Raw genomic sequence first — 23,358 nt, forward strand, 5'->3', positions numbered from 1 at the left:
GTCCTACGTGGTGATCGCTCGTTGGGCTGTGCATGGGGCGGGATACGTGGAGTTGGATTGTCCCGGACGGGCTGTGGGAGATTGCGAAGCCGCTGATCCCGCCGTCGAAGCTGCGGCCGCAGGGCGGCGAGACTCAGGACACGCCTGATGAAATGCTGTTCGCCGCGATCGTCTATGTGCTGGTGAGTGGGTGTGCCTGGCGGGCTCTGCCACCGTGTTTCCGGATCTCGAAGTCCACCGCCAACCGCCGCTTCGCAATCTGGTCCAGAGCCGGACTTTGGGGCCGGCTGCACGAAGCCGTCCTCGACCGCATTCACGAGTGCGGACTGCTCGATCTCTCCCGCGTGGTCCTCGACTCCGCAAACGACGAGTACACGACCAGGTACTACACGCACGTCCGCGACATGGCTGTGCTGGCCGCCGAAGTCGAGACTCTGCGCGAGAAGTAGCTCTCCGACCGGGAAGATTCGCCCGGCTCGCGGTCGCGGCGGTTGGATGCATGCGGTGACGTCCGACCCGACCGCTGGAGGCGCAATGGCCAAGCCTGTCCGTGTGCGCAGGTTATCCGACCAGGAGGAGCAGAACCTGCAGCAGATCGCGCCGGGGCAGCACCAGTTCGATGCGGTTCCGGCGCGCGATGATGCTGCTGGCCTCGGCTGGCGGGAACCGGGTCCCGGTGATCGCGAAACTGGTCCAGGCCGAGCAGCTCCCAGACCGGCTCGGTCTGTCCGCCGTGAGCACGCCCTCTCAGGCACACATGCTGCGCAGCATGCCTCGCCTCAGCTGCAGCCGTCCGCGGTCCGGTTGCTTCCGGAACCGGCTGCCGGTATCGGCTCTGGAGCGGCCTCGCGGCCCAGCTCCGAGCTGGCGGGGGCTGGTTCGTACGTGGGCCCCAAGTCAGCTATCGGTCCATGAGTCGTCAGCCGCGGCCTTGCAAGCATGTTGCCTCGAAACTCCCGCACAGAACCGGGTTCACCAGCGTCAGTGGGCCGCCCGAGCCGACCGCACGACAAACCATTTCACCGGAGCGTCGGCTACGAGCCGCGGAAACTCGGCTGGTCGAGGACTGCTCAGAGCGTCGTCTCCGGTCCGAATCACCCATCCAGCCGTCAACATGAGCCTGCATCGGAGAGCAGATGACACTCGTCCCCAATGACCCATCCCCTTCCAAAACGGCGATGACGGACGCGGAATACGGCGCGTCCAGAGTGACCCTGTGGACGGGCGCCTCCGCCCTGATCACCGACACCTACGGACGAGTCCTCGTCCAGAGGGTCGACTACCGCGATGTCCACCTGCTGCCCGGCGGTGCCGTCGACGCCCACGAATCGCCCTCCCGGGCCGCCGCGCGCGAGACGCTCGAAGAACTCGGTGTCACAGCCCGGTACACTCGTGGCCTCGCCGTCGACTGGATTCCCTCCAGCGCCCCCGGGTACCCCGGCGAAACTCGTTTCCCCGGCGAAGTGCTGTTCGTGTACGACGGCGGTACCTGGAGCGCCAAGCAGATCGCCGCAGTCCGCCTGCCCGACCGCGAGATCCTCGCGATCGAATTCGCCGAACCCGCCCAACTCCCTGACATCATGAAACCCGGAGATGCACGCCGTACTCTGTCCGCGCTCCGAGCACGCATCAACGGCACCACCGCTCTGCTCGAAGACAGTCGCCCCCTCGATCCGACACCGCTGGACCGGTACGAAGTCCTGGCCACCACCCGGAAGCCCCAACGCTGGTCCTGGCACAGCGCAACGGTCCCGAGCGGCCTCCCCGTCCAGCAAAGCTGGGGCTGGCTCTTTGCACCCGACGGCCGAGTCCTCGTCCTGATCGGCACCGACACCGGATCGGCGTGCCTGCCCGGCGGCACTCTCGATCCGGGCGACCACGGCGACCCCTCCGCGGCCCTGCGCCGCGAAGCCGCAGAAGAAGCCCACGCCCGCATCGGTGAACGGCTGCTCCACCTCGGGTACCTGTACGACGACAGCGCCGTCCGGCAGCCCGGCCCGTGCGCCCGCGTACGCATGGCCGGCCGGCTCACGAGTTTCGGGCCATGGCGGCCCGACCCCGCAACGGGACACACCTACGCCCGTCTCCTCGCCACCTCAGAACAAGTCCGCCAATTGTTCGACTGGGGTCCGGAAGGAGACCATCAGCTTGCCGCCGTTCACGCCGCACGGGAACGACTCGGCCTGCCCCGTCCGGTCCGGCAACCCGTCACCGAGCTCCCCCACACGGGCGGGATCCTGTGAGCTCGTGGCTGAGCACGGCCTCGCTCGCTTTCGCATACCGCCGTCGCTCTGCCAAGTGGAGGAATCCGAACGCGGGCCGTTCGGTCCCGAATGCCAACCATCTTCGGCCCGTGAACACTCAGGCCGGCCAGCGGTCCGCGCGTGACCGCTTCCCGCGCCTAGTCTCAGCCGCCTTGATACCCACGGGAGGACACCAGTGACCTGCACCCACCCGGTGACGGTGCTCGTCGGGACTCCCTCGGGCCTGGAAGATCAGGACGTTGGTTGAGTGGAGGGGATGGGCGGAAGCCATGCGGGGGTTATGTCACGGTAGCTGTGACCGATGGGGGTGATCCCGGCCCAGTTGTCCAGGGCCGGGAGACAAATCCCGAGGTACTCCGCCCCGTCGCCCGCCCCTCCCAGGGGCGTTCCGCAGAAGGAACAGAACCACCGCTCCATCGTGGGCCAGGACCGAAACGAAGTGGGTATGCCGGGCCCGGTCCAGGTGAAGGCGCTTCGGCGGAAACCGACCCAGCCCATGAGCGGGCCGCCAGACAGGCGGGCGCAGTGGGGGCAGGAACACAAGTGGGGGTCGTAAGGCTCCCCGGTCGCCTCGAAACGGATGTGCCCGCATAGGCAGCCGCCGGTGAACACCTCTGGTGTGAGGTTGTCGATCATGGGGGTTTCCTCGCTGTCGCGGCATCGTCGGGGTGGTGGAGGCGCGTCGCCGTGCCGCAAGAGGGCAGGTGCGCTGGCGGAGTTGGGGCGGGTGGGGGCGCCGCGGTGGGTGGCAGCCTGGCACGCCGGCTCGGCGGCGGGGGTGTGGCCGCACGGAATTGGGCCATTGCTGCCGCCGTGACTCCGTGCGGCGCGCGCCGTCGGTGCGCTGTTCCTGCACGGGTCGGCCGGGGCTTCAGGTTGGCCGGAAACTCTCCGAGGTAGCGGCCGAACGGGCGACCATCCCTCGAACGAGGGCGTTTCAAAGGACCCGCCCCACGGCGCCTGGCATCGGCCTCGGCATTCGTACAGGCGTCCCGCATTCCCCCCGCCGTCACCCGTTACGGCGAGCCAGAAGTCCCGTTTCTAGAGCATCCGTGCCATTCGATGGCCTGCTGGAGGACACGATGAATCCTGTACCCGCCCCCGCGCATCAGCCCCTCGGATTCGAACGACGGCGGCCCGTCCCGGCCCTTCCCACCCCCGGGGTGCAGCAGGTTGACACCTGCGACCGCCGTTCAGCACGCCCGGATACGAGGTGGAGGGCATGAGTGAGGAGTCCGCTGACCAGACGAAGGCCGGCGCTGAGGTCTCGGATTCCGAACGCCTTCTGTTTGGCGGGGAGTTGGCATACGACATCGGCTGGAACCGGCACCAGGGGGCGTGGCTCGCCCTCGATCTGTGGGCGATGGCGCGTACGCTGCCGAAGCTGGTTGCCATCGCTGTCCGGCTGGCGCACCAGGCTGACGCGCGGGCGCTGCGCACGGTGTGGATGGCCGAGTTGGGCCGGGGCATTGCTCAGGCTGTTGGTCTCGTTGCGGTCAACGTGGTCCTGGGGCATCTGCTGGCTGGCGGTTCGACGGTCGAGCGGCTGGACCGGGCTGTGCCGGCCTTGACCGCTGTCGCCGTCACCGGGGTGATCGGGTCGTTGCTGCGGTCGGCGTCGACTTCGGCGACTGGTGGGCTGGAGCCGAAGGTGCAGCGTGTGGCGACCGAGCGGTATTTGTCGCTGGTGGCCCGGGTGGAGCTGTCCGCGATCGAGGACGATGAGTTTCACCGGTTGCTGGACTCTGCCAGCTACGGGGCTGAATCGGCGCGGCGGATGGTGAAGTACTGCACCGCGGTCCTCAACTCGCTGATCTCGTTGGTCGCCGCGGCGGGTGTATTGACTGTTCTGCACGTGGCGCTGTTGCCGTTGCTGGTGGCGATGACGCTGCCGAGCGCGTGGAGTTCGCTGACGATCGCGAAGATGCGCTACGTCTCCTTTCATCAGTTCGTTCAGCATGCCCGAGCTGGGCAGTTGCTGGGGCGGCTGCTGATCGATCAGCAGGCGGCCGCAGAGGTCCGGGTCCATGATGTCGGCCCGTTCCTGCTGACTCACTTCCGCGGCATGGCGCAGACCAGTGAGCGTGAGCAGACACGCCTGGCCCGCGAGTCCGCGCGCAAAGGGCTGATCGCCGACGGCGCCACGGGCCTGGCGGCGGTCTTCACCTACGGGGTGCTGGGTGTGCTGCTGTGGACCGGGGGGATGGAACTCTCGGTGGCCGGCACCGCGGTCCTGGCGATCCGCACCGGCTCGGCAAGCCTTGACCAGCTCGTGCTGCAGATCACCGACCTGCACCAGGAAGCCTTGTTCGTCGCCGACTTCGAGAAGCTGTGCGTGGAGGCCACGGACCGGGCCATCCCCACAACCGGGCTCGACCTGCCGGAGCGGGTGGAGGGGATCCGCTTTGAGAAGGTGACCTTCACCTACCCCGGCAGCACCACCCCGGAGCCCTCCCTGCGCGATGTCGACGTCACCATTCCGGCAGGGAAGATCGTCGCGCTCGTGGGGAGCAACGGCAGCGGCAAGTCGACGCTCGTGAAACTGCTGTGCGGCCTCTACCAACCGGATCCGGGAAGCGGACGGGTCCTGTGGGGCAACGTCGACACTGCCGAGGCGGACCGGTCCCAGATCTTCGGGCGGGTTGCCATGGTGGCCCAGGACTTCTACAGGTGGCCGTTCACCGCGCGGGTCAATATCGGCATCGGCCGCTCCACCGGGCCGATGGACGACACCGCCGTCGAGGCTGCGGCCGCCTATGCGGGCGCCGATGAGGTCCTGGCCAAGCTCCCGCGGGGTCTGTCGACGCTGCTGGCCCGTGGGTACCGGGGCGGGCATCAGATCTCCGGAGGGCAGTGGCAGCGCCTGGGTATCGCCCGGGCCCGGTTCCGAAGCGCCGAGGTACTGATCGTGGACGAACCCACCAGCGCCCTCGACGCGGTCACTGAGCAGCGGGTCTTCGACCAGATCCGCAATCTCGCCGGCCAGGGCCAGACGGTCATCCTGATCACGCACCGGCTGCACTCGGTACGCCATGCCGACCTGATCTACGTCCTCGACCAGGGACGTGTCGCCGAGTCCGGGACGTTCGAGGAGCTCATGAATCCGGAGGCGGGTACGGGAGCGTTCCGGGACGCGTATCTGCTGCAGTCCCGTGCCTACCACCCCACGGTCCCCGCCCAGAGCAGCGGCGTGAAGGACGACAAGCAGCCTGCTGGGGAAGGGGCGTGAGGGCGGATCCGCAGGCCGGAACCGGTGTAGTTGCCGGGACTGCCGCTGGCGTACGCGCGAGGTCAGGCAAGGCCCCGCAGGCACCGACACCCGCAACTGCGTCGTCCGGGCCTGCGGCAGCTGACGATCTGACCCTCGCGAGCCACCAGGAAGACACCGCCCCGCCGGGCGACCGCCGCCTCCACCAGCGGCAGTTGCCCCGTCAAACCTGAGGAGATACATGTGAGCGGAGACTGGATCCCGCCCGCCGCGCACGTGGCCACGCTGCCCAAGGCCGCGGTGCATGGCTGCTTCTTCGTCACCGACACGGTCGACCATCCAATCCAGCTGCGCGCTGCCCGGAACCCAAGGGTGTGGCAGTGGCCCGGCGAGACTGATGTGCAGGGCTCCGCTTCGGCTCGGGAAGTGTAGGAGATCTCGGCATGGACACCTTCGACAGTCTCCAGAGCGTGCGAGCGCCGCGGCTGCGGCCCGGGGATCGGGTGCGGATCGTTTCTCCGGCCAGTCCGCCCAACCGTGAGGGAGTCGCCCGTGGCGTCGGGCTACTGACGTCATGGGGGCTTGAGGCCGAGTTGGGTGAGCACGTCTTCGACCAATGGGGGTATATGGCTGGTCGGGATGAGGATCGTGCCTTCGACTTAAACTCCGCGTTCGGCGACCCAGGAGTCCGCGCCGTGATCGCCACACGGGGCGGCAAGGGCGCCTACCGTATCGTCGACTGCTTGGACACCGACGCCCTGCAGCGCGTCCCGAAACCCCTGGTCGGCTTCAGCGACATCACGCACATCCACCTTGCCCTGTGGGCGCAATGCCGCCTGGCATCACTGCATGGCCCGTTCGCTAACTGGAGCGACGAATGGTCCGGGCCCGCTTCGGCCGGCGCGCTTCGCAGCGCGCTGATGACCACCGACCCCGTGATTCTCCACCGGGACTCCAGCGAGGCCAGCGCGGCGGTCACCCTCGACGGCACCGCGACCGGAGTCCTGATCGGCGGCAACCTTGACGCGCTCCGTACCGAGGCCGGAGCCGGCCTTCCGAACCTTCAGGGGGCCATCCTCTTTCTCGAACACCAGAGAGGCACAGGGCTTGGGGAGGTCGACCGCGCACTGACCCAGCTGACCCGTAGTGGGGCCCTGGAGGGGCTGCGCGGTGTCGCGCTCGGTCAGTTCCTCGGCTTCGACCAGGATGCCGGAGATCCGACCCTGGGAGGATGGGGCATCGCCGACGTGCTGCGTGACCGGCTGACCTGCCTGGGCGTCCCCGTCCTCGGCGGACTCCCCGCCGGACACGGTTTGCACCCTCCGACGATCCCGCTCGGCACCCAGGCCACGATCGACACCACCCAAGGAACCCTCACGGTTCAGTCAGCCGTCACCTGACCACCGACTGCCTCATCCGGCGGGCCAGACTGCCCAGCGGTGACAGACTCCCGAGTCCGTCACCGTGTGTGGTCGCCGGGAACGTATCGGCTCCAGGTTCAGCCAGCTTCGGTGACCAGCCGGGTGGCCGTACGCGCTCGTGGGCACGCCGTGTCTTCATCTGAACTACCCGCCCGGTCCGGCATCCTGTGCCCATGGCCGACACCTTTGAACACGCACCGCAGGTATGGAACGCGGCGCAGCTCCGCGAAGCAATCAGGGGCCTGCCCGATGATGTTCCCATCCATATCGGCGTCGCTGAAGACCCGGGGAGCTTCGATGGATACCGCGATTGTGTGCTGATGGATGCCCGCCACGTGGAGAACTGGTGGCCAGCAACCTCCACCACAGCCGAACGCACGCAGACTGAGAAGGCATTCACGCTCTTCGCTGATTGGGCGGCTGGTGAGTACGACGTGCTCGACTGAACAGGCCGATGACAATCACGTTCCTCTCGTCTTGACGCCAAGTCGGCAAGGCAATCATCACCGTCCCGGCTTGACACGCCGTTGAACCGGGCGACGCCGCGTGGACCGCGAACGGGTCAAGGAGTCGCCAGACCCCGTCCGCCAGCCCTGCGGGTGACCCTCGTCGGCCGCCCCCTCCATGACCAGGGAAACGCCGTCTGCCCGGACGTTCCGGGCTGGCACGGCCCAGCAGTGACCGGAGGCCACCGAGGCCTGGGCACGCTGCTGGTCATCGACCTCGACCAGCCGTCCGGCACCCACCCGACCGCACCCGCCGAAGCCGACGCGGCCGTCATGCTCCTCTCCCGCACCGCCACCCTGCTCACCGCCCTGGCCGAAGACGCCCTCACCCTGCGCCAACACCTCGACCAGGTCCTGACCGACCTCCCGAGCCACTACGCCAAGCACCAAGCCGGGCACCAAACAGGGCTTCACGGAGCGGCCGAAAGGCACATGCTCGAAAGCCCGGCGGATCTGGCGATTGAGCCCCGCTGTCCACGGCGGACGCTGCCGCCCCCGAGGTGCAGGCAAACAGGCATGCAGGCATGGGCCGATACGACGGCATGGCCGCTTTGGCCGAGTTCAAGTGGCGGTTTTCAGCCAACGGTTGCCAGTGGGGTAGCCGGGGAGGAGGCAGTGGGGGCTGTCTCGGTTGACTATTGATCAATTACCTTGTGCTGTAAGCCAGTCACTGACCTTGAGGGAGCCCCATGTCCACCGCGCAGCAGGTGCCCGACATCCTCTCGCCCGAGTTCGCCGCGGACCCCTACCCGGCGTACCGTCTGATGCGCGACGCCGCGCCCCTCATCTGGCACGAGGCCACGCAGAGTTACATCATCTCGCGCTACGAGGACGTCGAGCGCGTCTTCAAGGACAAGAACGGCGAGTTCACCACCAACAACTACGACTGGCAGATCGAGCCCGTGCACGGCAAGACGATCCTCCAGCTCAGCGGCCGTGAGCACGCCGTGCGCCGCGCCCTCGTCGCCCCCGCCTTCCGCGGCGCCGACCTCCAGGAGAAGTTCCTCCCCGTCATCGAGCGCAACTCGCGCGAACTGCTCGACACCTTCCGGAACTCCGGCTCCGCCGACCTGGTCAACGACTACGCCACCCGCTTCCCGGTCAACGTGATCGCCGACATGCTGGGCCTCGACAAGGCGGACCACGCGCGCTTCCACCATTGGTACACGTCCGTCATCGCCTTCCTCGGCAACCTCTCGGGTGACCCCGAGGTGGCCGCGGCGGGCGAACGGACCCGTGTCGAGTTCGCCGAGTACATGCTGCCGATCATCCGGGAACGCCGCGAGAACCTGGGCGACGACCTGCTGTCCACGCTGTGCGCCGCCGAGGTCGACGGTGTGCGGATGAGCGACGAGGACATCAAGGCGTTCTGCAGCCTGCTGCTCGCCGCCGGCGGCGAAACCACCGACAAGGCGATCGCCAGCATCTTCGCGAACCTGCTGCTCCACCCCGACCAGCTCGCCGCCGTCCGCGCGAACCGCGACCTGATCCCGCGAGCCTTCGCCGAGACCCTGCGATACAGCCCGCCCGTCCACATGATCATGCGGCAGTCCGCGACCGAGGTGAAGCTCAGCGGCGGCACCATACCCGCCGGTGTCACCGTCACCTGCCTGATAGGCGCCGCCAACCGCGACGAGAGCCGCTACCGCGCCCCCGACCGCTTCGATATCTTCCGCGACGACCTGACCACCACGACCGCCTTCTCCGCCGCCGCCGACCACCTCGCCTTCGCGCTCGGCCGGCACTTCTGCGTCGGCGCGCTGCTCGCCAAGGCGGAGGTCGAGATCGGCGTCAGCCAGCTGCTGGACGCCATGCCCGACATACGCCTCGCCGACGGCTTCGACCCGGTCGAGGAAGGCGTCTTCACCCGCGGACCGCAGCGCCTGCCGGTGCGGTTCACGCCCGTGACGGCCGCCTGACCGCCTTACCGGCACCACCGCCGAGGTGACGGGCCCCGCCCAGGAGCCCATGTGCCCGCGCTGCCGCATCACCAGGTGGGCCGGGCAGCCGCACGACCGGGCGCCTGCCCTACCGGGTCATCGGGCGCCCGGCCTACTGGACCACTGGTGTGAACTGCACCGGCAGCGCCGTCAGCCCCCGCATCCAGATCGACGGGCGCCAGGTCAGCGTCTCCGGCTCCACCGACAGCACCAGGTCGGGCAGCCGCTCCAGCAGCGTCTCGACCGCCGTCCGCGCCATCACGTCAGCCAGCAGCGGTGCCGGATAGGGGCAGCGGTGCTCGCCGTTGCTGAACGACAGGTGCGCGGCGTTCTCCGCGCCCACGTGCGAATCGGGCCAGATCTGCGGATCGGTATTGGCTGCGGCCAGCCCCAGCACCAGGCAGTCGCCCGCCCGTATCTGCCGCCCGCCCAGCTGGGTGTCCCGAACGGCCCAGCGCCCGATGAAGTTCTGTGTCGGCGTGTCCAGCCACAGCGCCTCGTTGAGTGCCTCGCCCACACTGAGCCGGCCGCCCGACACGTTCACCGCGAACCGCTCGTCCGTCAGCAGCAGCCGCAGCGTGTTGCAGATCCAGTTCGCGGTCGGCTGCTGCGCCGCGGCGATCACCGAGATCAGGTCCTGGACGATCTCCTCGTCCGTCAGTCCCGCCGGATCCAGCAGCATGCGCGAGGTGACGTCCGGACCGGGGCTTTCCCGCTTGTCCTTCACCAGCTGCCGCAGCCGTTCGCCCACGCGCCCGTACGCCGCCACCGGGTCGTCGCCCTCCGCCGCGTCCAGCGAGATCCGCAGGTCCTCGACGAGCTGCTGGGTATCCTCACCCGAGGTCGGCATCCCGCACATCTGCACCACGGCCCGCATCGGCAGGGCGTGCGCGTATCCGGTCATCAGCTCCGCCTGCCCGCTGCCCGCGAAGTCGGCGATGAGCCGGTCGGCGATCAGCTGGCAGTTGCGCGCCAGCTCGAACTGGTCGACGCCCTCCAGCGCCTGAGTGATCACTCCGGCCCGCCGCCGGTGCTCGTCGCCCTCGGTGAACAGAACCGACGGCTGGTAGCCGACGTACGGCAGCAGCGGCCAGTCCGCCGGGATGTTCTCCCACTGGTTCCAGCGCCGGGAGTCCCGCGCGAACAGCTCGTCGTGGCTGGTCACGTACGTTACCTCGGAATAGCCGAGCACCAGCCAGGCCGGGATGTCCCCGTCGAGCAGCACCGGCGCGACCGTGCCGTGCTCGCGGCGCATCGCGCGGTACAGCTGCGACGGCGTCTGCTGGTACTCGAGCCCCGCCAGGCGCACCGCGTCGGTGTGGGCGGGGCAGCCCGGCGGAGCCGGTTGCGCGGAAGAGGGGTCGGTCATGGTGTCGCCTCCTGGGCCATCGCCAGTTCGTACAGGTGGTCCACGAGGGTGACCAGCACGTCCTTGCCGGACTGCCGGACCCGCGCGTCGCAGTCGAGCATCGGCACGTGCTCGGGCAGCGCGAGCGCCTGGCGGATCTCCTCCAGGGAGTACCGGTGGGTGTCGTCGTCGAACCGGTTGACGGCCACCACGAACGGCGTCTTGTGGTGCTCCAGCCGGTCTATCGCGTACCAGGAGTCGTTCATCCGGCGCGTGTCCACGATCACCACGGCACCCAGCGTTCCGGAGAACAGCCTGTCCCACAGGAACCAGAAGCGTTCCTGGCCCGGCGCGCCGAACAGGTAGAGCACCATGCGTTCGTTGAGGCTGATCCGTCCGAAGTCGAACGCCACCGTCGTGGTCGTCTTCGTCGCGACCGCGCTGGTCTCGTCGACGCCGACGCCGGCCTGCGTCATCACCTCCTCGGTGTTCAGCGGCCGGATCTCGCTCACCGAGCGGACCAGGGTCGTCTTGCCGACACCGAAACCGCCCACGATGACGATCTTCAGGCCGGTCTCCGCCGCGTCGGCCAGTGGCGTGCGGTGGGAGGGCAGCTCAGAGGTTGCGGAGCCCATGGAGCACCTCCTTGAGAAGGGCGGAATCGGGGAGCGAGGCGACGGACCGCGCCGCGCGCGGGTGGCGGGCGGTGATGCGGCCCATGTCGAGCAGGTCGCCGAGCAGGATCCGCACCACCGTGATGGGCAGTTTCAGCTCCGCGGCGATCTCGACGACAGCCGTGGGGTGTTGGCACAGCTCCAGGATCCGGGCGTGCTCCGACTGCATTCCCGCCGTGGGCCGGCACTCACTGACGATCAGGGTGACCAGGTCGAAGGAGTCGTCGGCGCGGCTCCGGCCGGCCGTGACCGTGTAGAGCCGGTCGGGGTCACCGGTGTCCACGGGCTTGCGTATCACGACGCGGCACTCCCCGGAACGGGCTCTCGGGGTTCGGCGCGCAGGTGCTCGCCGATCTGCTCCACCAGATCCGTCATCTGATGGCCCACCACGCCGGGGTCGGCGTCCTCCTCGGCGAGGACGGCCAGATGCGCTCCCTCGCCGGCCTCCACGATGAACAGCAGGCCGCCGTGGAACCCGGTCATGGACTGCCGGACGCCGCCGGTGCCGTCGCCGAACTCCACGGACGCGCCGTGGGCCAGCGCCTGCATGCCGGAGCAGATCGCCGCCAGCTGGTCACCCTGGTCGACCGTCAGGTGTTCGGTCCAGCAGAGCTTCAGGCCGTCCCGGGACAGGGCCAGAGCGTGCCGGGTGCCGGGGGTGCGCTCCAGGAGGCTCTGGAGGAGCCAGGTGAGGCTGTTGTCGGTGGTCTGCATGATGGGTGATGGGACGGTGGTGCCGGTTGACCGGTCACCGGCCCGTTCCTCCAATCTCAGGAACTCGAGCGGGAAGTGGGCGCCGACGCCCCGGGCGCCGTGCGGGAAAGGGGTCGGCGGCTACGGGGCGGCCGGCGGTTCGGACTCGGGCCGGGCATCCGGCCCTGCGGTGCCGCCCGCGGCCTGGCGCCCGCGGTGGAAGGCGCCGAATTGTGCGCCGGCGTCGCGTGCCGGGCGCTGCTCCGGGCGGTCCCCGTCCTCCGTCTCGGACGCGGCCCCGGATGCCACCTCGGACGCCGACCGGCGCAGCTCGCGCTCCCGGTCCGCCTCGGCCATGGTGCGGCCGGGGGCGCGGACGGTCAGGCCGTTCCGCGTGGAGCCGGTGGCGAGCCCGGGCTGTCCCTGTTCGGGCAGCTCCCGCCAGGCGGCGGGCCGCTCCGGGACGCCGGGGCGCGAGGAGGGCTCGGGCGCCGGGGCCGGGGCGGGCGAGGCGGCGGGGCCCGGCGTGGGCGCGGTCCCCGCGGCGGGGCGGCCAGCCGCCTCACGCGACACCGACTCGCGCTGCTGAGCGAGCAGTTGCTGGGGCAACAGGACGACGACGCCGGTGCCGCCGCGCGACGAGGGGCGGTAGTTGACGCTGATGCCGTACTTCACCGCGAGCCGTCCGACCACGGCGAGGCCGAGCCGGGTGCCCTGGAGCGAGGCGAGGTCGGTCATGTGACCAGACACCGCCTCCTCGGCGCGGCGCATGGCCGCGTCGGCCATCTTCAGGCCGCTGTCCTCGATGGTGACGACCATGCCGGCGCTGCGGTCCTCGACGTAGACGTGCACCTCGTCGATGGGCGGGGAGAAGTTCGCGGCGTTGTCCATCAGTTCGGCGAGCAGATGCATGACGCCCTCGGCGGCGAAGCCGGAGATCGCGGCGGTGGTGGAGCAGTGCAGGCGCACCCGCTGGTAGGCGGCGATTCGGCCGACGGCGCCGCGCAGGATGCTCTCCATCACGATCGGCTTGTTCCAGGCGCGGCTGGACCGGCCGCCCATGAGCAGCGCGAGCCGGTCGGTCATCAGGCCGAGCTGGGAGGTGCTGTGGTCCAGCTTCAGCAGGTCGCCGAAGACCTCCTCGCCATGTCGTTCCTGCATGTCCCGCAGGTCGGCGAGCATGCTGACGGACTTGGCCTGGACGCGGCTGAGCGCCCTGGCAGAGGCGGCCTGTGCCGCGGCGGCGCGCCGCTCGCTGTGGGCGAGTTCGCGGACGAACGACTCGGTCGGGGTGCGGACCATGGGCAGCCGCGGCAGGTCGAGTTCGGCGAGCACCGTGTTGGCGGACTGGCCCTCGCGCAGCCGGGCGAGCGCGGCGGGCAGGGTCTCCTGCGCCAGCCGCTCCAGCGCGGTGGCCGCCTCGTTCAGCTCGTACTGGGCCTGCCGGCGCTCGCCGTCCAGGGCGGCCGCGTGTTGCACGCCTTCCTCGACGGCGGCGGCGAACGTGTGCACGATCCGGCCCAGCTGCGGGTCGGACGGCGGGGGCACGCTGCCCAGCGCGTCGGCCGCGCTCGTGCCGTCCCGCAGCCGCTTGGCCACGGCGGGCAGCGTCACGTTGACCAGGTGCGCGGTCTGCGCCGACAGCTGCGCCGACTGCGCCTTGAGTCGGCCGGTCTCGGAGGTCTGCGCGGCGGCGGTGCGCCGGGCCCGCTGGACGAGCCGGTGGCTGACGAGGGCGGCCGCGGCCACGCACACCCAGGCGACCGCCGCCACGGTCAGCGCCCAGGAGCGGGCGCCGGACGGCGCGAGGGCGACGGCCACGCCGCTGGCCGCGGCACTCACCACCAGCACGACCAGGGGCGTGGTCGGTGAGGTGCGCGGCGCTTTCGCCGGCCGGTGCTGACTGAGCGGTGCAGGCACTGACATTCCGCGGTCCCTCGGTCCATGAGATCAGAAGAAACGGGGCAGCCGACTCATGGCGGCCGCAGGTCGGAAAGGGGGTCGCCAAGAGGACGACGATCTTCCGACCGGGTACTCGCTCATGCTAGCCACACTGCCGCGCGAGAAGATCTGACTATCTGCATAGTCTGCCGGTGACCCGAGTTCGTCGTGAACCAGCCTCTTGAACGCCCGGCCGTGATATGGGAGATGGCTTCCCCTCAGCCAGGCTGGCGCACAGGGACAGGCTGCAAATGCGTTGACGAAGTGTCCAAGTTGTAAAAGTGAGCACCTTCCACACGCCAACTCCGAACACCAACAGCCACTTTCAAGCCAACCACACTCATGCCGAAACCGAACCCACCCAACTTCCAGGGCTGTTGGGACACCCGACGAGGGCGGAGGCGGCTGAGGTGAACCCCGGTCAGCGGAAGGGCGGCACGCCCCGGGCGAGGTGACCGGCGGACGAGTCGGGCTGTACGCCGGGTTCTGTTCCCCGGGTTCCCCGCGGAGCCCCGGGCGACGGCCATCCATCTGGTGCCCTGACCGCACTGGTTCGCCGGGTGGGATCCGGCAGGATCTTGTGCATGTTCGAAGAGAAGCTCGAAGCGCTCTCGCAGGCGATGGCCGAGCACACGGTCATGCCGTTCCCGCCAAGCTTCCGCGGCCTGGACATCGAGGACCAGGACATGGTGACGCTTGATGCGGACGCCTACGGCTACGCCCTGGGCGTTCTCAAAGGCCCGCTCGACGAACGGCGCGGTGAAGGCTTGATCCGGCTGACGGCGGTGTTCGAGAAGGTTCTCCCTGCGATCGACGACGAGTACGCGACCAGGTACTACACGCACGTCCGCGACATGGCTGTGCTGGCCGCCGAAGTCGAGACTCTGCGCGAGAAGTAGTCCTCCGACCGGGAAGATTCGCCCGTCCTGTGGTGGCGTCGGGGAGTGGAGGCCTCGCGAGGGCCGGACTCGTTCCGCCCCCGGCGGCGAGGACTGCCGTCAGCCCGGACACCAGCAAACGCCGACCGGATCGACCCGGACACTGGCAGGATCCGCCGCACCTATCCCCGGGCACCCAACCAGCCGTCCGGAATCACCTGCTACCCCTCCGACGCGGAATGGCTCCTCGAAGACCTCAAGGGCGGCCACGACGTCTACAACCTGCCGGAGAACAAGGCGGCCTACCGTGTCCGGTCCGATGGCGAAGTCCTCGACAAGCTGGACCTGATGGTCGACTTCCTCCCAGTCGTTCACGTCACGAACACGATCCCGGACGCCGGGGAGCACTGGGGCCAGCCCATCCTCGCGAAGGTCATCCAGGGCCTGGACGAGATCGCCGCGACTGACACCGACTCCTCCGCCGCCTCGGCTACCACAGGCTCACCGATCCTCACCGTGTCCGGCGCCAATCTGCCCGTCGACCGCACCACCGGCCAGCCCCAGCCGCTGACCGCCACACCGGGCATGGTCCTGTGCCTCCGTGAGGGCGGCAGCATGGACGTCCTCGACACCTCCAACCAGCTCGCCGAACTCCGCAACCGCACCGACCACCTCATCGACCGGGTCGCCACGAACAGCCGGATCACGGCCGCCGGCCTCGGCACCATCGACCCCACCGCGCTCCCCTGCGGCTACGCTCTCGCGCTGTGGCTGGGCCCGCTGGATGCGCTCGTCGGGCAGCTGCGTCTGGCTCGGGCGCACAAGTACGCCGTGCTGCTCCGCATGGTTACGCGCCTCCACCAGGCCGGCCGGGTCTGGCCCGCCGGGCAGACCCTGCCCGCCCGCATTGCGTTCGGCCCCCACACCCCGACCGACCGGGCCGCGATCCTGGAAGATGTCGTGAAGGCCGTCGGTGCGGGGGTCATGTCGCTGGAGACCGGTGTGCGGATGTTCATGGACGCCGGATACCCGATCGAGGACGCCTCCGAAGAGATCGCCCGTATCCAGGCCAGGGCGTTCGAGCAGGCCGCGCGCCTCGCCGACGCCACAGCGGACAATGCTGCGGTGCGTGACTATCTGGGGCTGCCGGAGGCGGGTTCCGAGATCGGGAATGTTCCGCTCGTGCACGCCCCCGGGTGAGGCCGTCCCCGAGGAGGAAGAGCAGCGCGTCGAGTGACCGCGGCGGCCAAGGACCGTTTGCACCCGATCGATGGAGGAACCGACAATCCCGTCCTCCCGACCGAACTCACCGCATAGCCTACAAACGGATCACCGAGTGGCCAACGGCACACCATTCCGGAAGCCGTGACCGATCGTGAGTGAGGTGTCATGCGAGGACGACCGGCCCTGGTCTTGGTGCACAGCCCTCTCGTGGGGGCCTTGACCTGGCAGCCCGTCGCGAGAGTGCTGCGCGCCCGAGAGCACGTGACGATCGTGCCCTCGTTGGCGAGGGTATTCGGCGGCACCGGACCGTTCTACCCGAGGGTTGCTGCGGCTGTCGCGGAGGAGGTCGACCGACACGAAGGTGGGAGACAGATCGTGCTGGTGGGGCACAGCGGTGCAGGTGCCCTGTTGCCCGCCATCACCAGCACGACGACAGCGACGGTCGTTGGCACGATCTTCGTCGATGCCCTCCTGCCACACGCCGACCTCAGGTGGTTCGACACAGCCCCGGTGGAACTTCGTGAGCAGTTGTGGGGGCTTGCTCTGGACGGAAGGCTGCCGCCCTGGAACGAGTGGTTCCCGCCGGGCACCGTTGAGGAACTGCTGCCCGACCCGCACCTGCGTGCTCGCTTCTGCGCGGAGCTCCCCCGTCTTCCCTTGGCCTACTTCGAGGAACGTGCCCCGGCACATCCAGGCCCCGCCCCTTCCCGGAGTGCCTACCTGCAGTTGAGCGATGCCTACGAGGCCGAAGCTCTCCAGGCCAAGCGAGAGGGCTGGTGCGTCAAACGTCGAACCGCTCACCATCTGACCATGCTCACCGAACCGCAAGAGATCAGCGCGGCGCTGGAGGAACTGATCGACGGCCTCGTGCACTGACGGAGTCCGGATGAGCGGCGTACCGGCCAGCAACCCCAACCAGAGTGACGTCAACCGCGTCCACCCAAGTCAAGCACATGTGATCGGGCCTGCCGCCCGACCTGCTGCGCCTCCGCACCCTGCGGATATGCACTGCGGCGTGCCTGAGGGAGATCGACGAAGCGATCAAGGCGGCCGAGCGGCGGGAGGCCGCGAGCCAGCAGGGCGAGGAGCGCCGCCCGCCCCCACCGGACTGGATGCTCGAACTGGGCATCGGTGCTGGATCACCCCCACTGAGGTCCATGCCGGTCACTGCTACGTCATTGGGAAGAAGCACCGCGCCATCACCCGTGAGCAAGCAGTGGCCGCACTCATGGGCGGAGTCCGGGCCTGCCTCCACTGTCGGCCAGACACTGATCTCCGCGTACTCGACTGACCGGGCTCTGTCCCTCGCAAGGGTGGGACACAGGCCTTCCCGGAACCGCATCAGCGGCGGTTGGCGTGGGTGTGGTCGTGACGATGACGACAGAGCAGATCACGGCCGCCCTGCCACGCCCCGGCCTGGTGCATGTAGAGGTGACAGCGGGGCGGTGGGGAGCTCGCTTCGGTCGTGCTGCACCACACCGTGTGGGTCACCACCGGCGACGGCCACCTCCACCCCGCCCCGTGCACACCGGCCGAGCACCTGTGGTGGGGCAAAGGCTGGGGCGACCGGCCCAGTGAGGCCGCGACGGTCGTCGACGCGCTCCTGGCCGACCTCGGCGCCATCCTCAACCTGCGCGAACACTGGAAGACGCCCAAGGGCCTGACCGCGCTGTTCAACGAGGACCACAAGCAGGGCGCCGAACTCACCCGCAGCGCCCTGCTGCATGCCCGGATGAATCCGCCCCGCGCCCGCTGAGACACGAACACCGAGGGGGCGCCCCCATCGGTCGCATCAGCGCAGGTGCCAGGCGCTTTCTCCCCGCATCACGTTACGAACAGCCCGATACACAGTTGAACCGGAGATACCTCTACGTCTTCGGCATAGGCCGGCACGATGGGTCGAGACCGGGTCAACTATCCGAAGCCAGGGCGTTGAGGTCCAAGGTGATGGTGATAGCTGCGTGATCAGACAAGCCCAGATGCACAGGCTCCATGTGGACGTTGTATTGAGTAACGAGAGGGACGAGCGGAGGGCTGACAAGAATGAGGTCCTGGCGGCGAGTAACGTCGCCGGCTTCGAATCCGCCGGTCGGAAGACCTTCCTGCCCCTTCAGGGCGGCGGTGTCAACTAGACCGGAGGAAATCAGCAGTTCGGCAGCGGTCCGTGCATGCCGGGACGGATCGGCAATCTCTCGGTGGTGGAGCCGGGAGTGCCGGGGCAGAGTCTCCCAGTCCGCCTCCGGAGCCGTCGGCGGTACAGAGTTGAAGTCCCCCAGGATGATCGACAGTCTGCTGGGGTCACCGTGAATCTTGAGCGGCTCGACTTCGGTGATCCTTCCATGCGGGCCGAAAGGGTCCAGGTGAACATTTCGGACTTCCAGTTTCCGGGCCAGGCCAGGGATGAAGAAGTCCGCCCAGCCCAGGGTGTGATGGTACTTTTCCCGGTTCGCTCCTTCACCGGCGAGAAGGACCCTAGAGCTGGCTAGGATCGCGGTGTGAAAGCGGTGCCCGGCCGTGGTGTGGTTTGCCTCGGCCAGTACCCCAGCGGCCATCCCAGCGTCGCGAACAGCCAGGTGCAGGCGCTGCCTGCCCAGTACGTCCCACCCGTTGCACTCCTGAAGTGCGATGACGTCCGAGCCCAGCTTGCGCAGAAACTCCATCTGCCCTGTCCACCGCTCCGGGGCTCCGAACCCCTGCATGGAGTGTCCACCAAAGAGGGTATTGAACGTGGTGATGCGCAGCTGCACACGGTCCCCCAAAGCAATGTCGGTGTGCTGCAGACCATAGCCAACAGGCCGGGGGCACGGCCGTTCCCTGCCTTTCACCATCTGTCGATTTCAGGATTGAAGGCAGGAAGAGCTGAACATTTCGACCAGACGATGCTTCTGATGGCGTGGTCACTCTGGGCGTGCAGCGTGCCAATAGTTGTTCCGCTCCGAGCCGCTTGGGCGTGACCTGGCGGTGGGCCGGGCTGCGTGCGCCCATCCACACGGCGGCATCGGGGCGGAGAGGACGGCACGGAAGTAGGGGGTCTGGGCACGGGTGGCGAAGGCGTGACCGTGGCCCACGACGTGCCGGTCGGCGGCGGCACCGAACACTCCGTCCTTGGCTGATCACATCCCGGATCGACTCAGTGATCCTGGTGTGGCCGCTCGTTCACATCGCTACCCTGACTGCGTGGACCGACGACTGTGTGGGAGTACGAGTGGTTGACAGGATGGCCCCTGACGACGTCCTTCGGGCCTGCGGGTACCTGGAGGCGGTCTGGAGGGAGGACGCGGCAAGTATGGCGGCGCTCCTGGACCACGGTCCTGCAGAGACATCCACGCCGGTCCTGGTCACCCAACTCGGTGACAACATCATGCAACTCCTGCTGACCGGCCGGTTCGGTATCCACGACGGTCTGTCCCCACAGGAACTGCAGGACGCTGCCGAGGCGATGCACGCCGACCCAGCTGTACGGGTGTCGAAGCTCCTCATTGACACGCTCACCAACATCGCGCCGACCGCGAGTCCAGCACAGTCGGAGGCCATCGCACGGGCCGTCCTCAGCTACATCATCCTTGTCGGCGACGCTACGCCGGAGACCCTTCTGCCACTGCTGGCCCACCTGCGCGAGAGCACGCTCCCACGCATCGGAGGTACGGGCCCGTGACGTGACTGCGGCACGGTCTGGCGAGGGTGGTCCCTGCCTGCCAGACCGCCGGACCGAGGGCCCGTTCGGAGTGCATCACTCCACCTCGGGGCCACTGCAGATCGCGGCAACCAGCGTGCCGAACCTGCCCAGGACCTGGTCCTGTTCGGCCAGGGCCTGCGGCAGCGTCTCTAGCAGTGCGGTGAACCGCTGGTCGATGCCCGGTACTTCGAGTGCCGCTGTGCATGCGGCAGGCACCGCGTCCAGTCGGGCTCGCACCCGCTGGGCATCAGGCTGCTCCGCCTCCAGAACGTCCTGGAAGGACGTCCACAGTCGCTCCCAGAGGACCGCAGCCGCGTCCATGTCCGGCTGCAGGATCAACCAGTTCCCAGACGTCAGCGCGCGAACAGCATCCTGAAAGACCGTCTCAAAGAGGGTTCTCGTCACCCCTTGACCCTATGTGGTGGTCGGCAAGCCGTTCATGGCAACTACGGAACCGATGCTTGTCAGCGCTACGCGGCCGCCCGGGATCTCCCGGACACCCTCGGCGTTCATTAGGCAAGTCGGTTGTCGGAGAACAATGTGTCGGGCTGGGGCATGGGGCAGTACTGGACAAGAATCATGTGCCCTTCTTGGCCGACTCCGACGGCGGCCAGCGTTCGCCCCGGGCCATGACGTCCTCGAGTGGCTGGAGGTCTTCCGTCAGCTCGGCCCACGTCCGGGACCAGAAATCGCCCGAGGGATCACTAGGATCGCTCACCTCAGCCAACGCAGCCGCGAGTTGCAGGGCCGCGTCTGTGGGCTGTGCCGTGATCGTCATGCCGACGACCGCGTTTCTCAAGAAGGGCGCAATCCCGGGCTCGCGGGCGTGCCGGAATACGTGCTCGCATGCCTCGGCTATCCATCCGAAGTCGAGAAGCAGTCGGACAGTCTCGTAGTGGACGCCGTCTTCGCCGGTTCGGGCCGCGACATTCAAGATTTCCGCTCGGACGGCGAGGGGATCGCCATCGCTCAGTTGTTTGACGATGGCCCCGATGGCCGAGGAATCGTTGACCCGTTCTCCCGCTCGTCTGCGAAAGCGCGTCGCCTCCGCTTCCATGTCTAAGGTATCGGCCAGCAAGGCCGCCTGCCACCATGCGCCGTCCGACTTGTCCATGTCTGTGGGGAGTGCGGTGACCAGTGCCGGGCGACGTCACGGTCCTCGGCAGAACAGGCGGCAACGGTACGGGCACGCGCGTCGGCGGGGCATCCGATCCCGGGTGGACCCGGAGCCGACTCCGGTCACCGCCGAGCCCGCACCGGATCCCGTTCGGGTAATCGTCTCGGCCGGTCGCTTCGGCTGGACGAAGGTCTACTACACCGGCTCCCACCGTCAGCTGCGCGGACACAAGTTGCACGCCGAGCTGTGCATGTGCGACGACACCCCGGGATGCCGTGGGTTCGACCTCTACACCGGCAACGACGCGCACGTGGCGCGACACGTGCGGGCCACGTCGTTGACCGTCGCGGATCAGCAGTCCGCCACTCCTCGCGGCTGACTCCCGCGCCAGTGCGCGGCAGCCGTCGTCAGGCCCTGACGACGGCTGGTCGCCGCACCAACAACGCTCCCATTGCAAGTTCTCAGGTAGAGAGGAAGCAGATGACCGAGGTGACTGTCGACCAGGAATGGCGCGACATGGCCAAGGACCAGCTTGCACGCGATCGGCGGCTGCGGGTCGTTGCCATCGCCGAGGACCGCGCCGAGTGCGTCGTCACCCATGACGCCCACGGAACGACGGGGAAGTCCGTCAAGATCGCCCTGAAGCGGTTCAGCGCACCGGCCTTCCAGCTCGTCAAGGATGCTGTTCCCGAGGCGGAGCTGGACCTGTACACGCTGCTGCTCGCGGAGATCACCCGAATCCACCGTCCTGGGGCATCGGCGGCTGAATATGCCCAGGCGGCCTTGCGCGTCGTCCGGTCAACGTCCTGACGCGGGCCCGCTGCCGTCGGCGATGACCTGCTCAGTGGAAAGCTGATGTCTCCACCGGGCAGGTCGTCGCCGCTGTTCACGACTTCTGCCTCATCACCAAGTCCGCACCCTCCTTTGGCAGTCACGGCATCGCCTGTCCGCCCTCGGGCGCACGTGCCCTTCGCCAACTGCATGCGCCCGGCAGATTCTCGCGACGCTGCAGGTCATTGCGCTCTCTGACCTCATCGTCCACCTCGTCAGTCGCAGCCGACCGCCGAGGAAACCCAATGGCCGTCCCCCCGTCCACACCGCCGTCTCCTGTCGGTCTGCGTGCACGTCCCAGTGCAGCTGAATCCGCCGCGGCACAGAACGTGACCCTGGTAGAGACCCTGCGCATCGCCGTTCCACTCCACATCGCCGACCTCAGCCGCCTCAAGCCTGCCGCGCTTCAGCGGATAGCTGTGGAGGCGGCCGGCGTCATCGGTTCCAAGGGAGACGTCCTCCAGTTCGTGTCGCCGAAGAAGGGTGAGGCAGCGCAGGCGTTCAACGCCTTGGCCCGCGGTCTCACGGCCGCCGCGTTGATCGCGTGGGGAGGCGATACCTTCGCCGGACTGCACTGGTGCACCGTCCGGGCCTGCCCGGGCCCCGACGGCGAGCATCCGGAACCCCTGTTCGGCAGCACGGCCAACACCTGAACGACGCGTGTCTGCGCAGGCACGCCACCACATCACCAGACCGGATACAGGAGCACCGCGATGAACAACCGTCTACCCGTCCCCGCGTCCGAGCCTCTCCTCAAGGAAGACTGTAGCTACCGCGTGTGATGGTGCGCTGGCAACGTCGTGCTGTCACGCCCTGTGCTCTCTACAGATCGCCGGCACGCCAGCGCTCATACTCGTCGTCGAGCTGTTGCTCGTTGACGCGTCGGCCTCGCAGCACGTCGACCCAGCCAGCGACCAGGGAGTGGAACGTGTCGAGTTGAGCGGGCCGGAGCGTTGCGTTGATGGCGAAGAAGGCCAGGAGGCCGTCCGCTGCCGGTTCGCCATGGTCGCAAGCCGGGCAGAGAACGGCTTCCCGCAGCGCATGGTTCTCTTCGCCGCGAGGGGTGTCCGCAGGCACAGCCCGCGGCCCCGGGCGACGGCTTCCGATATGTCTGTCGCTCCAGGGTTGCCGGAACTCGACGTGCAGCAGCGTGTCCCCGCCGCACCATGCGCAGCGCGGCGGGGTGCTAACCCGTAGGACAATCTCGTCCCCTTGGGCCGCTGTCATACGGCCATACCCTGCCAGGCGTCGGGGCCAAAAGTTCCCTTGATGTCGGAGGCGACGGACGTCGGGTCTACCAGGAAGCCCAGCTCATACAGGACAGTCTTCGCGGGCGTCTGAACTCGCATCCGTACCGGGCTCTCGCCCTTGTGCGCGGCGAGGATGCGCTTGAGCTCGGAAACCGTCGGCTCGTTGATTTTGTGAGCAGGGAACGACAGCGTGACCGGCGGCCGGCCGCCGCTCTCTGCTGAGGACACGTCCAGTACCTGGATCTCCTGCCCGTAGATGCTGACCGCGCCGTCACGGTCGTTGAGGCGTCCTTGGACGGAGACGACGGTGTCGGCGATCAGAGCATGCTGGACCAGGTTGTAGGTGGCCGGGAAGAGAAGGATCTCCATCTCGCCGTCGCGGTCCGC

The 23,358-nt window shown here is 68.3% G+C and carries 26 protein-coding genes and 3 pseudogenes; 18 read left to right on the forward strand and 11 right to left on the reverse strand.

Features of this window, described 5'->3' with window-relative positions:
- Positions 1–32: 32 nt before the first annotated feature.
- The 3 genes and pseudogenes from ACZ7IB_RS40500 to ACZ7IB_RS40510 all read left to right on the forward strand — a co-directional run.
- A pseudogene (locus ACZ7IB_RS40500) lies at positions 33–365 on the forward strand (transposase); the annotation flags it as partial.
- Between the two features lie 169 nt (positions 366–534).
- Positions 535–706: pseudogene (locus tag ACZ7IB_RS40505) on the forward strand (IS630 family transposase); the annotation flags it as partial.
- Positions 707–1,178: 472 nt separating this feature from the next.
- On the forward strand, positions 1,179–2,243 hold the full coding sequence (locus tag ACZ7IB_RS40510; protein ID WP_470919678.1) for an NUDIX hydrolase: 1,065 nt from the start codon (positions 1,179–1,181) through the stop codon (positions 2,241–2,243).
- Positions 2,244–2,495: 252 nt separating this feature from the next.
- Here the strand turns inward: ACZ7IB_RS40510 and ACZ7IB_RS40515 are convergent, their stop codons facing one another.
- Complete coding sequence (locus tag ACZ7IB_RS40515; RefSeq protein WP_470919680.1) at positions 2,496–2,900, reverse strand: GFA family protein; 405 nt, start codon at positions 2,898–2,900, stop codon at positions 2,496–2,498.
- A 586-nt stretch (positions 2,901–3,486) separates the two neighbouring features.
- On the opposite strand from ACZ7IB_RS40515, the gene ACZ7IB_RS40520 reads away from it, so the two are divergent.
- The 6 genes from ACZ7IB_RS40520 (at position 3,487) to ACZ7IB_RS40545 (ending at position 9,318) form a co-directional block, all read left to right on the forward strand.
- Positions 3,487–5,493: an ABC transporter ATP-binding protein gene (locus ACZ7IB_RS40520; protein ID WP_470919682.1), complete on the forward strand. Its 2,007-nt coding sequence runs from the start codon at positions 3,487–3,489 to the stop codon at positions 5,491–5,493.
- A gap of 222 nt (positions 5,494–5,715) precedes the next feature.
- Entirely contained in the window at positions 5,716–5,904 is a 189-nt protein-coding gene (locus ACZ7IB_RS40525; RefSeq protein ID WP_470919683.1) for a hypothetical protein, read from the forward strand.
- Between the two features lie 11 nt (positions 5,905–5,915).
- Positions 5,916–6,872, forward strand: a complete 957-nt coding sequence (locus tag ACZ7IB_RS40530) for a S66 peptidase family protein (RefSeq protein WP_470919684.1) — start codon at positions 5,916–5,918, stop codon at positions 6,870–6,872.
- 194 nt (positions 6,873–7,066) lie between these two features.
- Positions 7,067–7,339, forward strand: a complete 273-nt coding sequence (locus ACZ7IB_RS40535) for a DUF6225 family protein (RefSeq protein ID WP_470919686.1) — start codon at positions 7,067–7,069, stop codon at positions 7,337–7,339.
- A 231-nt stretch (positions 7,340–7,570) separates the two neighbouring features.
- Positions 7,571–8,041: a hypothetical protein gene (locus ACZ7IB_RS40540; RefSeq protein WP_470919687.1), complete on the forward strand. Its 471-nt coding sequence runs from the start codon at positions 7,571–7,573 to the stop codon at positions 8,039–8,041.
- A gap of 47 nt (positions 8,042–8,088) precedes the next feature.
- On the forward strand, positions 8,089–9,318 hold the full coding sequence (locus tag ACZ7IB_RS40545) for a cytochrome P450 (protein ID WP_470919689.1): 1,230 nt from the start codon (positions 8,089–8,091) through the stop codon (positions 9,316–9,318).
- Between the two features lie 133 nt (positions 9,319–9,451).
- Here the strand turns inward: ACZ7IB_RS40545 and ACZ7IB_RS40550 are convergent, their stop codons facing one another.
- The 5 genes from ACZ7IB_RS40550 to ACZ7IB_RS40570 all read right to left on the reverse strand — a co-directional run bounded on the left by ACZ7IB_RS40550 (position 9,452) and on the right by ACZ7IB_RS40570 (position 13,980).
- Positions 9,452–10,708: a cytochrome P450 gene (locus ACZ7IB_RS40550; RefSeq protein WP_470919690.1), complete on the reverse strand. Its 1,257-nt coding sequence runs from the start codon at positions 10,706–10,708 to the stop codon at positions 9,452–9,454.
- A complete protein-coding gene (locus ACZ7IB_RS40555) occupies positions 10,705–11,322 on the reverse strand; it encodes a GTP-binding protein (RefSeq protein ID WP_470919692.1) in 618 nt (205 codons plus the stop codon). The genes ACZ7IB_RS40550 and ACZ7IB_RS40555 overlap by 4 nt, the downstream gene beginning before the upstream one ends.
- Positions 11,303–11,659 (reverse strand): DUF742 domain-containing protein, encoded by a 357-nt coding sequence (locus ACZ7IB_RS40560; protein WP_470919693.1) that lies wholly within the window; start codon positions 11,657–11,659, stop codon positions 11,303–11,305. Before ACZ7IB_RS40560 ends, ACZ7IB_RS40555 begins: the two co-directional genes overlap by 20 nt.
- Positions 11,656–12,075, reverse strand: a complete 420-nt coding sequence (locus tag ACZ7IB_RS40565) for a roadblock/LC7 domain-containing protein (RefSeq protein ID WP_392185939.1) — start codon at positions 12,073–12,075, stop codon at positions 11,656–11,658. The genes ACZ7IB_RS40560 and ACZ7IB_RS40565 overlap by 4 nt, the downstream gene beginning before the upstream one ends.
- 120 nt (positions 12,076–12,195) lie before the next feature.
- Positions 12,196–13,980: a sensor histidine kinase gene (locus ACZ7IB_RS40570; protein ID WP_470919694.1), complete on the reverse strand. Its 1,785-nt coding sequence runs from the start codon at positions 13,978–13,980 to the stop codon at positions 12,196–12,198.
- Between the two features lie 599 nt (positions 13,981–14,579).
- On the opposite strand from ACZ7IB_RS40570, the gene ACZ7IB_RS40575 reads away from it, so the two are divergent.
- The 5 genes from ACZ7IB_RS40575 to ACZ7IB_RS40595 all read left to right on the forward strand — a co-directional run bounded on the left by ACZ7IB_RS40575 (position 14,580) and on the right by ACZ7IB_RS40595 (position 17,853).
- Positions 14,580–14,894 carry a hypothetical protein gene (locus ACZ7IB_RS40575; protein ID WP_470919696.1) on the forward strand — a complete coding sequence of 105 codons (315 nt, stop codon included), beginning with the start codon at positions 14,580–14,582 and terminating at the stop codon, positions 14,892–14,894.
- 45 nt (positions 14,895–14,939) lie between these two features.
- Entirely contained in the window at positions 14,940–16,073 is a 1,134-nt protein-coding gene (locus tag ACZ7IB_RS40580; protein WP_470919698.1) for a hypothetical protein, read from the forward strand.
- Between the two features lie 189 nt (positions 16,074–16,262).
- The gene (locus ACZ7IB_RS40585) at positions 16,263–16,973 is read left to right on the forward strand and encodes an alpha/beta fold hydrolase (RefSeq protein WP_470919700.1); all 711 of its coding nucleotides are present in this window, start codon (positions 16,263–16,265) and stop codon (positions 16,971–16,973) included.
- 127 nt (positions 16,974–17,100) lie between these two features.
- Positions 17,101–17,388, forward strand: coding sequence for a DUF6233 domain-containing protein (locus ACZ7IB_RS40590; protein ID WP_470919702.1), 288 nt, complete (start codon positions 17,101–17,103; stop codon positions 17,386–17,388).
- Between the two features lie 174 nt (positions 17,389–17,562).
- Positions 17,563–17,853 carry a hypothetical protein gene (locus tag ACZ7IB_RS40595; RefSeq protein ID WP_470919703.1) on the forward strand — a complete coding sequence of 97 codons (291 nt, stop codon included), beginning with the start codon at positions 17,563–17,565 and terminating at the stop codon, positions 17,851–17,853.
- 154 nt (positions 17,854–18,007) lie between these two features.
- On the opposite strand, the gene ACZ7IB_RS40600 is transcribed toward ACZ7IB_RS40595, so the two are convergent.
- Positions 18,008–18,844, reverse strand: a complete 837-nt coding sequence (locus ACZ7IB_RS40600) for an endonuclease/exonuclease/phosphatase family protein (protein WP_470919704.1) — start codon at positions 18,842–18,844, stop codon at positions 18,008–18,010.
- 470 nt (positions 18,845–19,314) lie between these two features.
- Between ACZ7IB_RS40600 and ACZ7IB_RS40605 the strand changes: the two genes are divergently transcribed.
- The gene (locus ACZ7IB_RS40605) at positions 19,315–19,752 is read left to right on the forward strand and encodes a hypothetical protein (protein ID WP_470919706.1); all 438 of its coding nucleotides are present in this window, start codon (positions 19,315–19,317) and stop codon (positions 19,750–19,752) included.
- A 75-nt stretch (positions 19,753–19,827) separates the two neighbouring features.
- Here the strand turns inward: ACZ7IB_RS40605 and ACZ7IB_RS40610 are convergent, their stop codons facing one another.
- Positions 19,828–20,178, reverse strand: a complete 351-nt coding sequence (locus ACZ7IB_RS40610; RefSeq protein ID WP_470919707.1) for a hypothetical protein — start codon at positions 20,176–20,178, stop codon at positions 19,828–19,830.
- Between the two features lie 172 nt (positions 20,179–20,350).
- A complete protein-coding gene (locus ACZ7IB_RS40615; protein WP_470919709.1) occupies positions 20,351–20,887 on the reverse strand; it encodes a hypothetical protein in 537 nt (178 codons plus the stop codon).
- A 103-nt stretch (positions 20,888–20,990) separates the two neighbouring features.
- Here ACZ7IB_RS40615 and ACZ7IB_RS40620 point away from each other — a divergent pair, with 103 nt between their 5' ends.
- The 3 genes from ACZ7IB_RS40620 (at position 20,991) to ACZ7IB_RS40630 (ending at position 22,374) form a co-directional block, all read left to right on the forward strand.
- Positions 20,991–21,269 carry a hypothetical protein gene (locus ACZ7IB_RS40620; protein ID WP_470919710.1) on the forward strand — a complete coding sequence of 93 codons (279 nt, stop codon included), beginning with the start codon at positions 20,991–20,993 and terminating at the stop codon, positions 21,267–21,269.
- A 101-nt stretch (positions 21,270–21,370) separates the two neighbouring features.
- Positions 21,371–21,700 (forward strand): DUF6354 family protein, encoded by a 330-nt coding sequence (locus ACZ7IB_RS40625; RefSeq protein WP_470919712.1) that lies wholly within the window; start codon positions 21,371–21,373, stop codon positions 21,698–21,700.
- 350 nt (positions 21,701–22,050) lie between these two features.
- Positions 22,051–22,374, forward strand: a complete 324-nt coding sequence (locus ACZ7IB_RS40630; RefSeq protein WP_470919714.1) for a hypothetical protein — start codon at positions 22,051–22,053, stop codon at positions 22,372–22,374.
- A gap of 169 nt (positions 22,375–22,543) precedes the next feature.
- Here ACZ7IB_RS40630 and ACZ7IB_RS40635 read toward each other — a convergent pair whose 3' ends face one another.
- Together ACZ7IB_RS40635 and ACZ7IB_RS40640 are read right to left on the reverse strand one after the other, a co-directional pair.
- On the reverse strand, positions 22,544–22,948 hold the full coding sequence (locus tag ACZ7IB_RS40635) for a DUF6300 family protein (RefSeq protein WP_470919716.1): 405 nt from the start codon (positions 22,946–22,948) through the stop codon (positions 22,544–22,546).
- Positions 22,945–23,358: pseudogene (locus ACZ7IB_RS40640) on the reverse strand (DNA polymerase III subunit alpha); the annotation flags it as partial. The gene ACZ7IB_RS40635 and the pseudogene ACZ7IB_RS40640, both read right to left, overlap by 4 nt.

This window comes from Streptomyces sp. NPDC037301 (genome assembly GCF_055602785.1).

What these genes read in the sequence shown, in the direction of transcription:
- ACZ7IB_RS40605 (WP_470919706.1), top strand. Translation starts at nt 19,315, where the DNA reads ATGGCCCCTGACGACGTCCTTCGGGCCTGCGGGTACCTGGAGGCGGTC.
- ACZ7IB_RS40615 (WP_470919709.1), bottom strand. Translation starts at nt 20,887, where the DNA reads ATGGACAAGTCGGACGGCGCATGGTGGCAGGCGGCCTTGCTGGCCGAT.
- ACZ7IB_RS40575 (WP_470919696.1), top strand. Translation starts at nt 14,580, where the DNA reads ATGTTCGAAGAGAAGCTCGAAGCGCTCTCGCAGGCGATGGCCGAGCAC.
- ACZ7IB_RS40510 (WP_470919678.1), top strand. Translation starts at nt 1,179, where the DNA reads ATGACGGACGCGGAATACGGCGCGTCCAGAGTGACCCTGTGGACGGGC.
- ACZ7IB_RS40590 (WP_470919702.1), top strand. Translation starts at nt 17,101, where the DNA reads ATGCACTGCGGCGTGCCTGAGGGAGATCGACGAAGCGATCAAGGCGGC.
- ACZ7IB_RS40530 (WP_470919684.1), top strand. Translation starts at nt 5,916, where the DNA reads ATGGACACCTTCGACAGTCTCCAGAGCGTGCGAGCGCCGCGGCTGCGG.
- ACZ7IB_RS40565 (WP_392185939.1), bottom strand. Translation starts at nt 12,075, where the DNA reads ATGCAGACCACCGACAACAGCCTCACCTGGCTCCTCCAGAGCCTCCTG.
- ACZ7IB_RS40535 (WP_470919686.1), top strand. Translation starts at nt 7,067, where the DNA reads ATGGCCGACACCTTTGAACACGCACCGCAGGTATGGAACGCGGCGCAG.
- ACZ7IB_RS40625 (WP_470919712.1), top strand. Translation starts at nt 21,371, where the DNA reads ATGACCGAGGTGACTGTCGACCAGGAATGGCGCGACATGGCCAAGGAC.
- ACZ7IB_RS40550 (WP_470919690.1), bottom strand. Translation starts at nt 10,708, where the DNA reads ATGACCGACCCCTCTTCCGCGCAACCGGCTCCGCCGGGCTGCCCCGCC.
- ACZ7IB_RS40585 (WP_470919700.1), top strand. Translation starts at nt 16,263, where the DNA reads ATGCGAGGACGACCGGCCCTGGTCTTGGTGCACAGCCCTCTCGTGGGG.
- ACZ7IB_RS40515 (WP_470919680.1), bottom strand. Translation starts at nt 2,900, where the DNA reads ATGATCGACAACCTCACACCAGAGGTGTTCACCGGCGGCTGCCTATGC.
- ACZ7IB_RS40635 (WP_470919716.1), bottom strand. Translation starts at nt 22,948, where the DNA reads ATGACAGCGGCCCAAGGGGACGAGATTGTCCTACGGGTTAGCACCCCG.
- ACZ7IB_RS40570 (WP_470919694.1), bottom strand. Translation starts at nt 13,980, where the DNA reads ATGTCAGTGCCTGCACCGCTCAGTCAGCACCGGCCGGCGAAAGCGCCG.
- ACZ7IB_RS40545 (WP_470919689.1), top strand. Translation starts at nt 8,089, where the DNA reads ATGTCCACCGCGCAGCAGGTGCCCGACATCCTCTCGCCCGAGTTCGCC.
- ACZ7IB_RS40520 (WP_470919682.1), top strand. Translation starts at nt 3,487, where the DNA reads ATGAGTGAGGAGTCCGCTGACCAGACGAAGGCCGGCGCTGAGGTCTCG.
- ACZ7IB_RS40555 (WP_470919692.1), bottom strand. Translation starts at nt 11,322, where the DNA reads ATGGGCTCCGCAACCTCTGAGCTGCCCTCCCACCGCACGCCACTGGCC.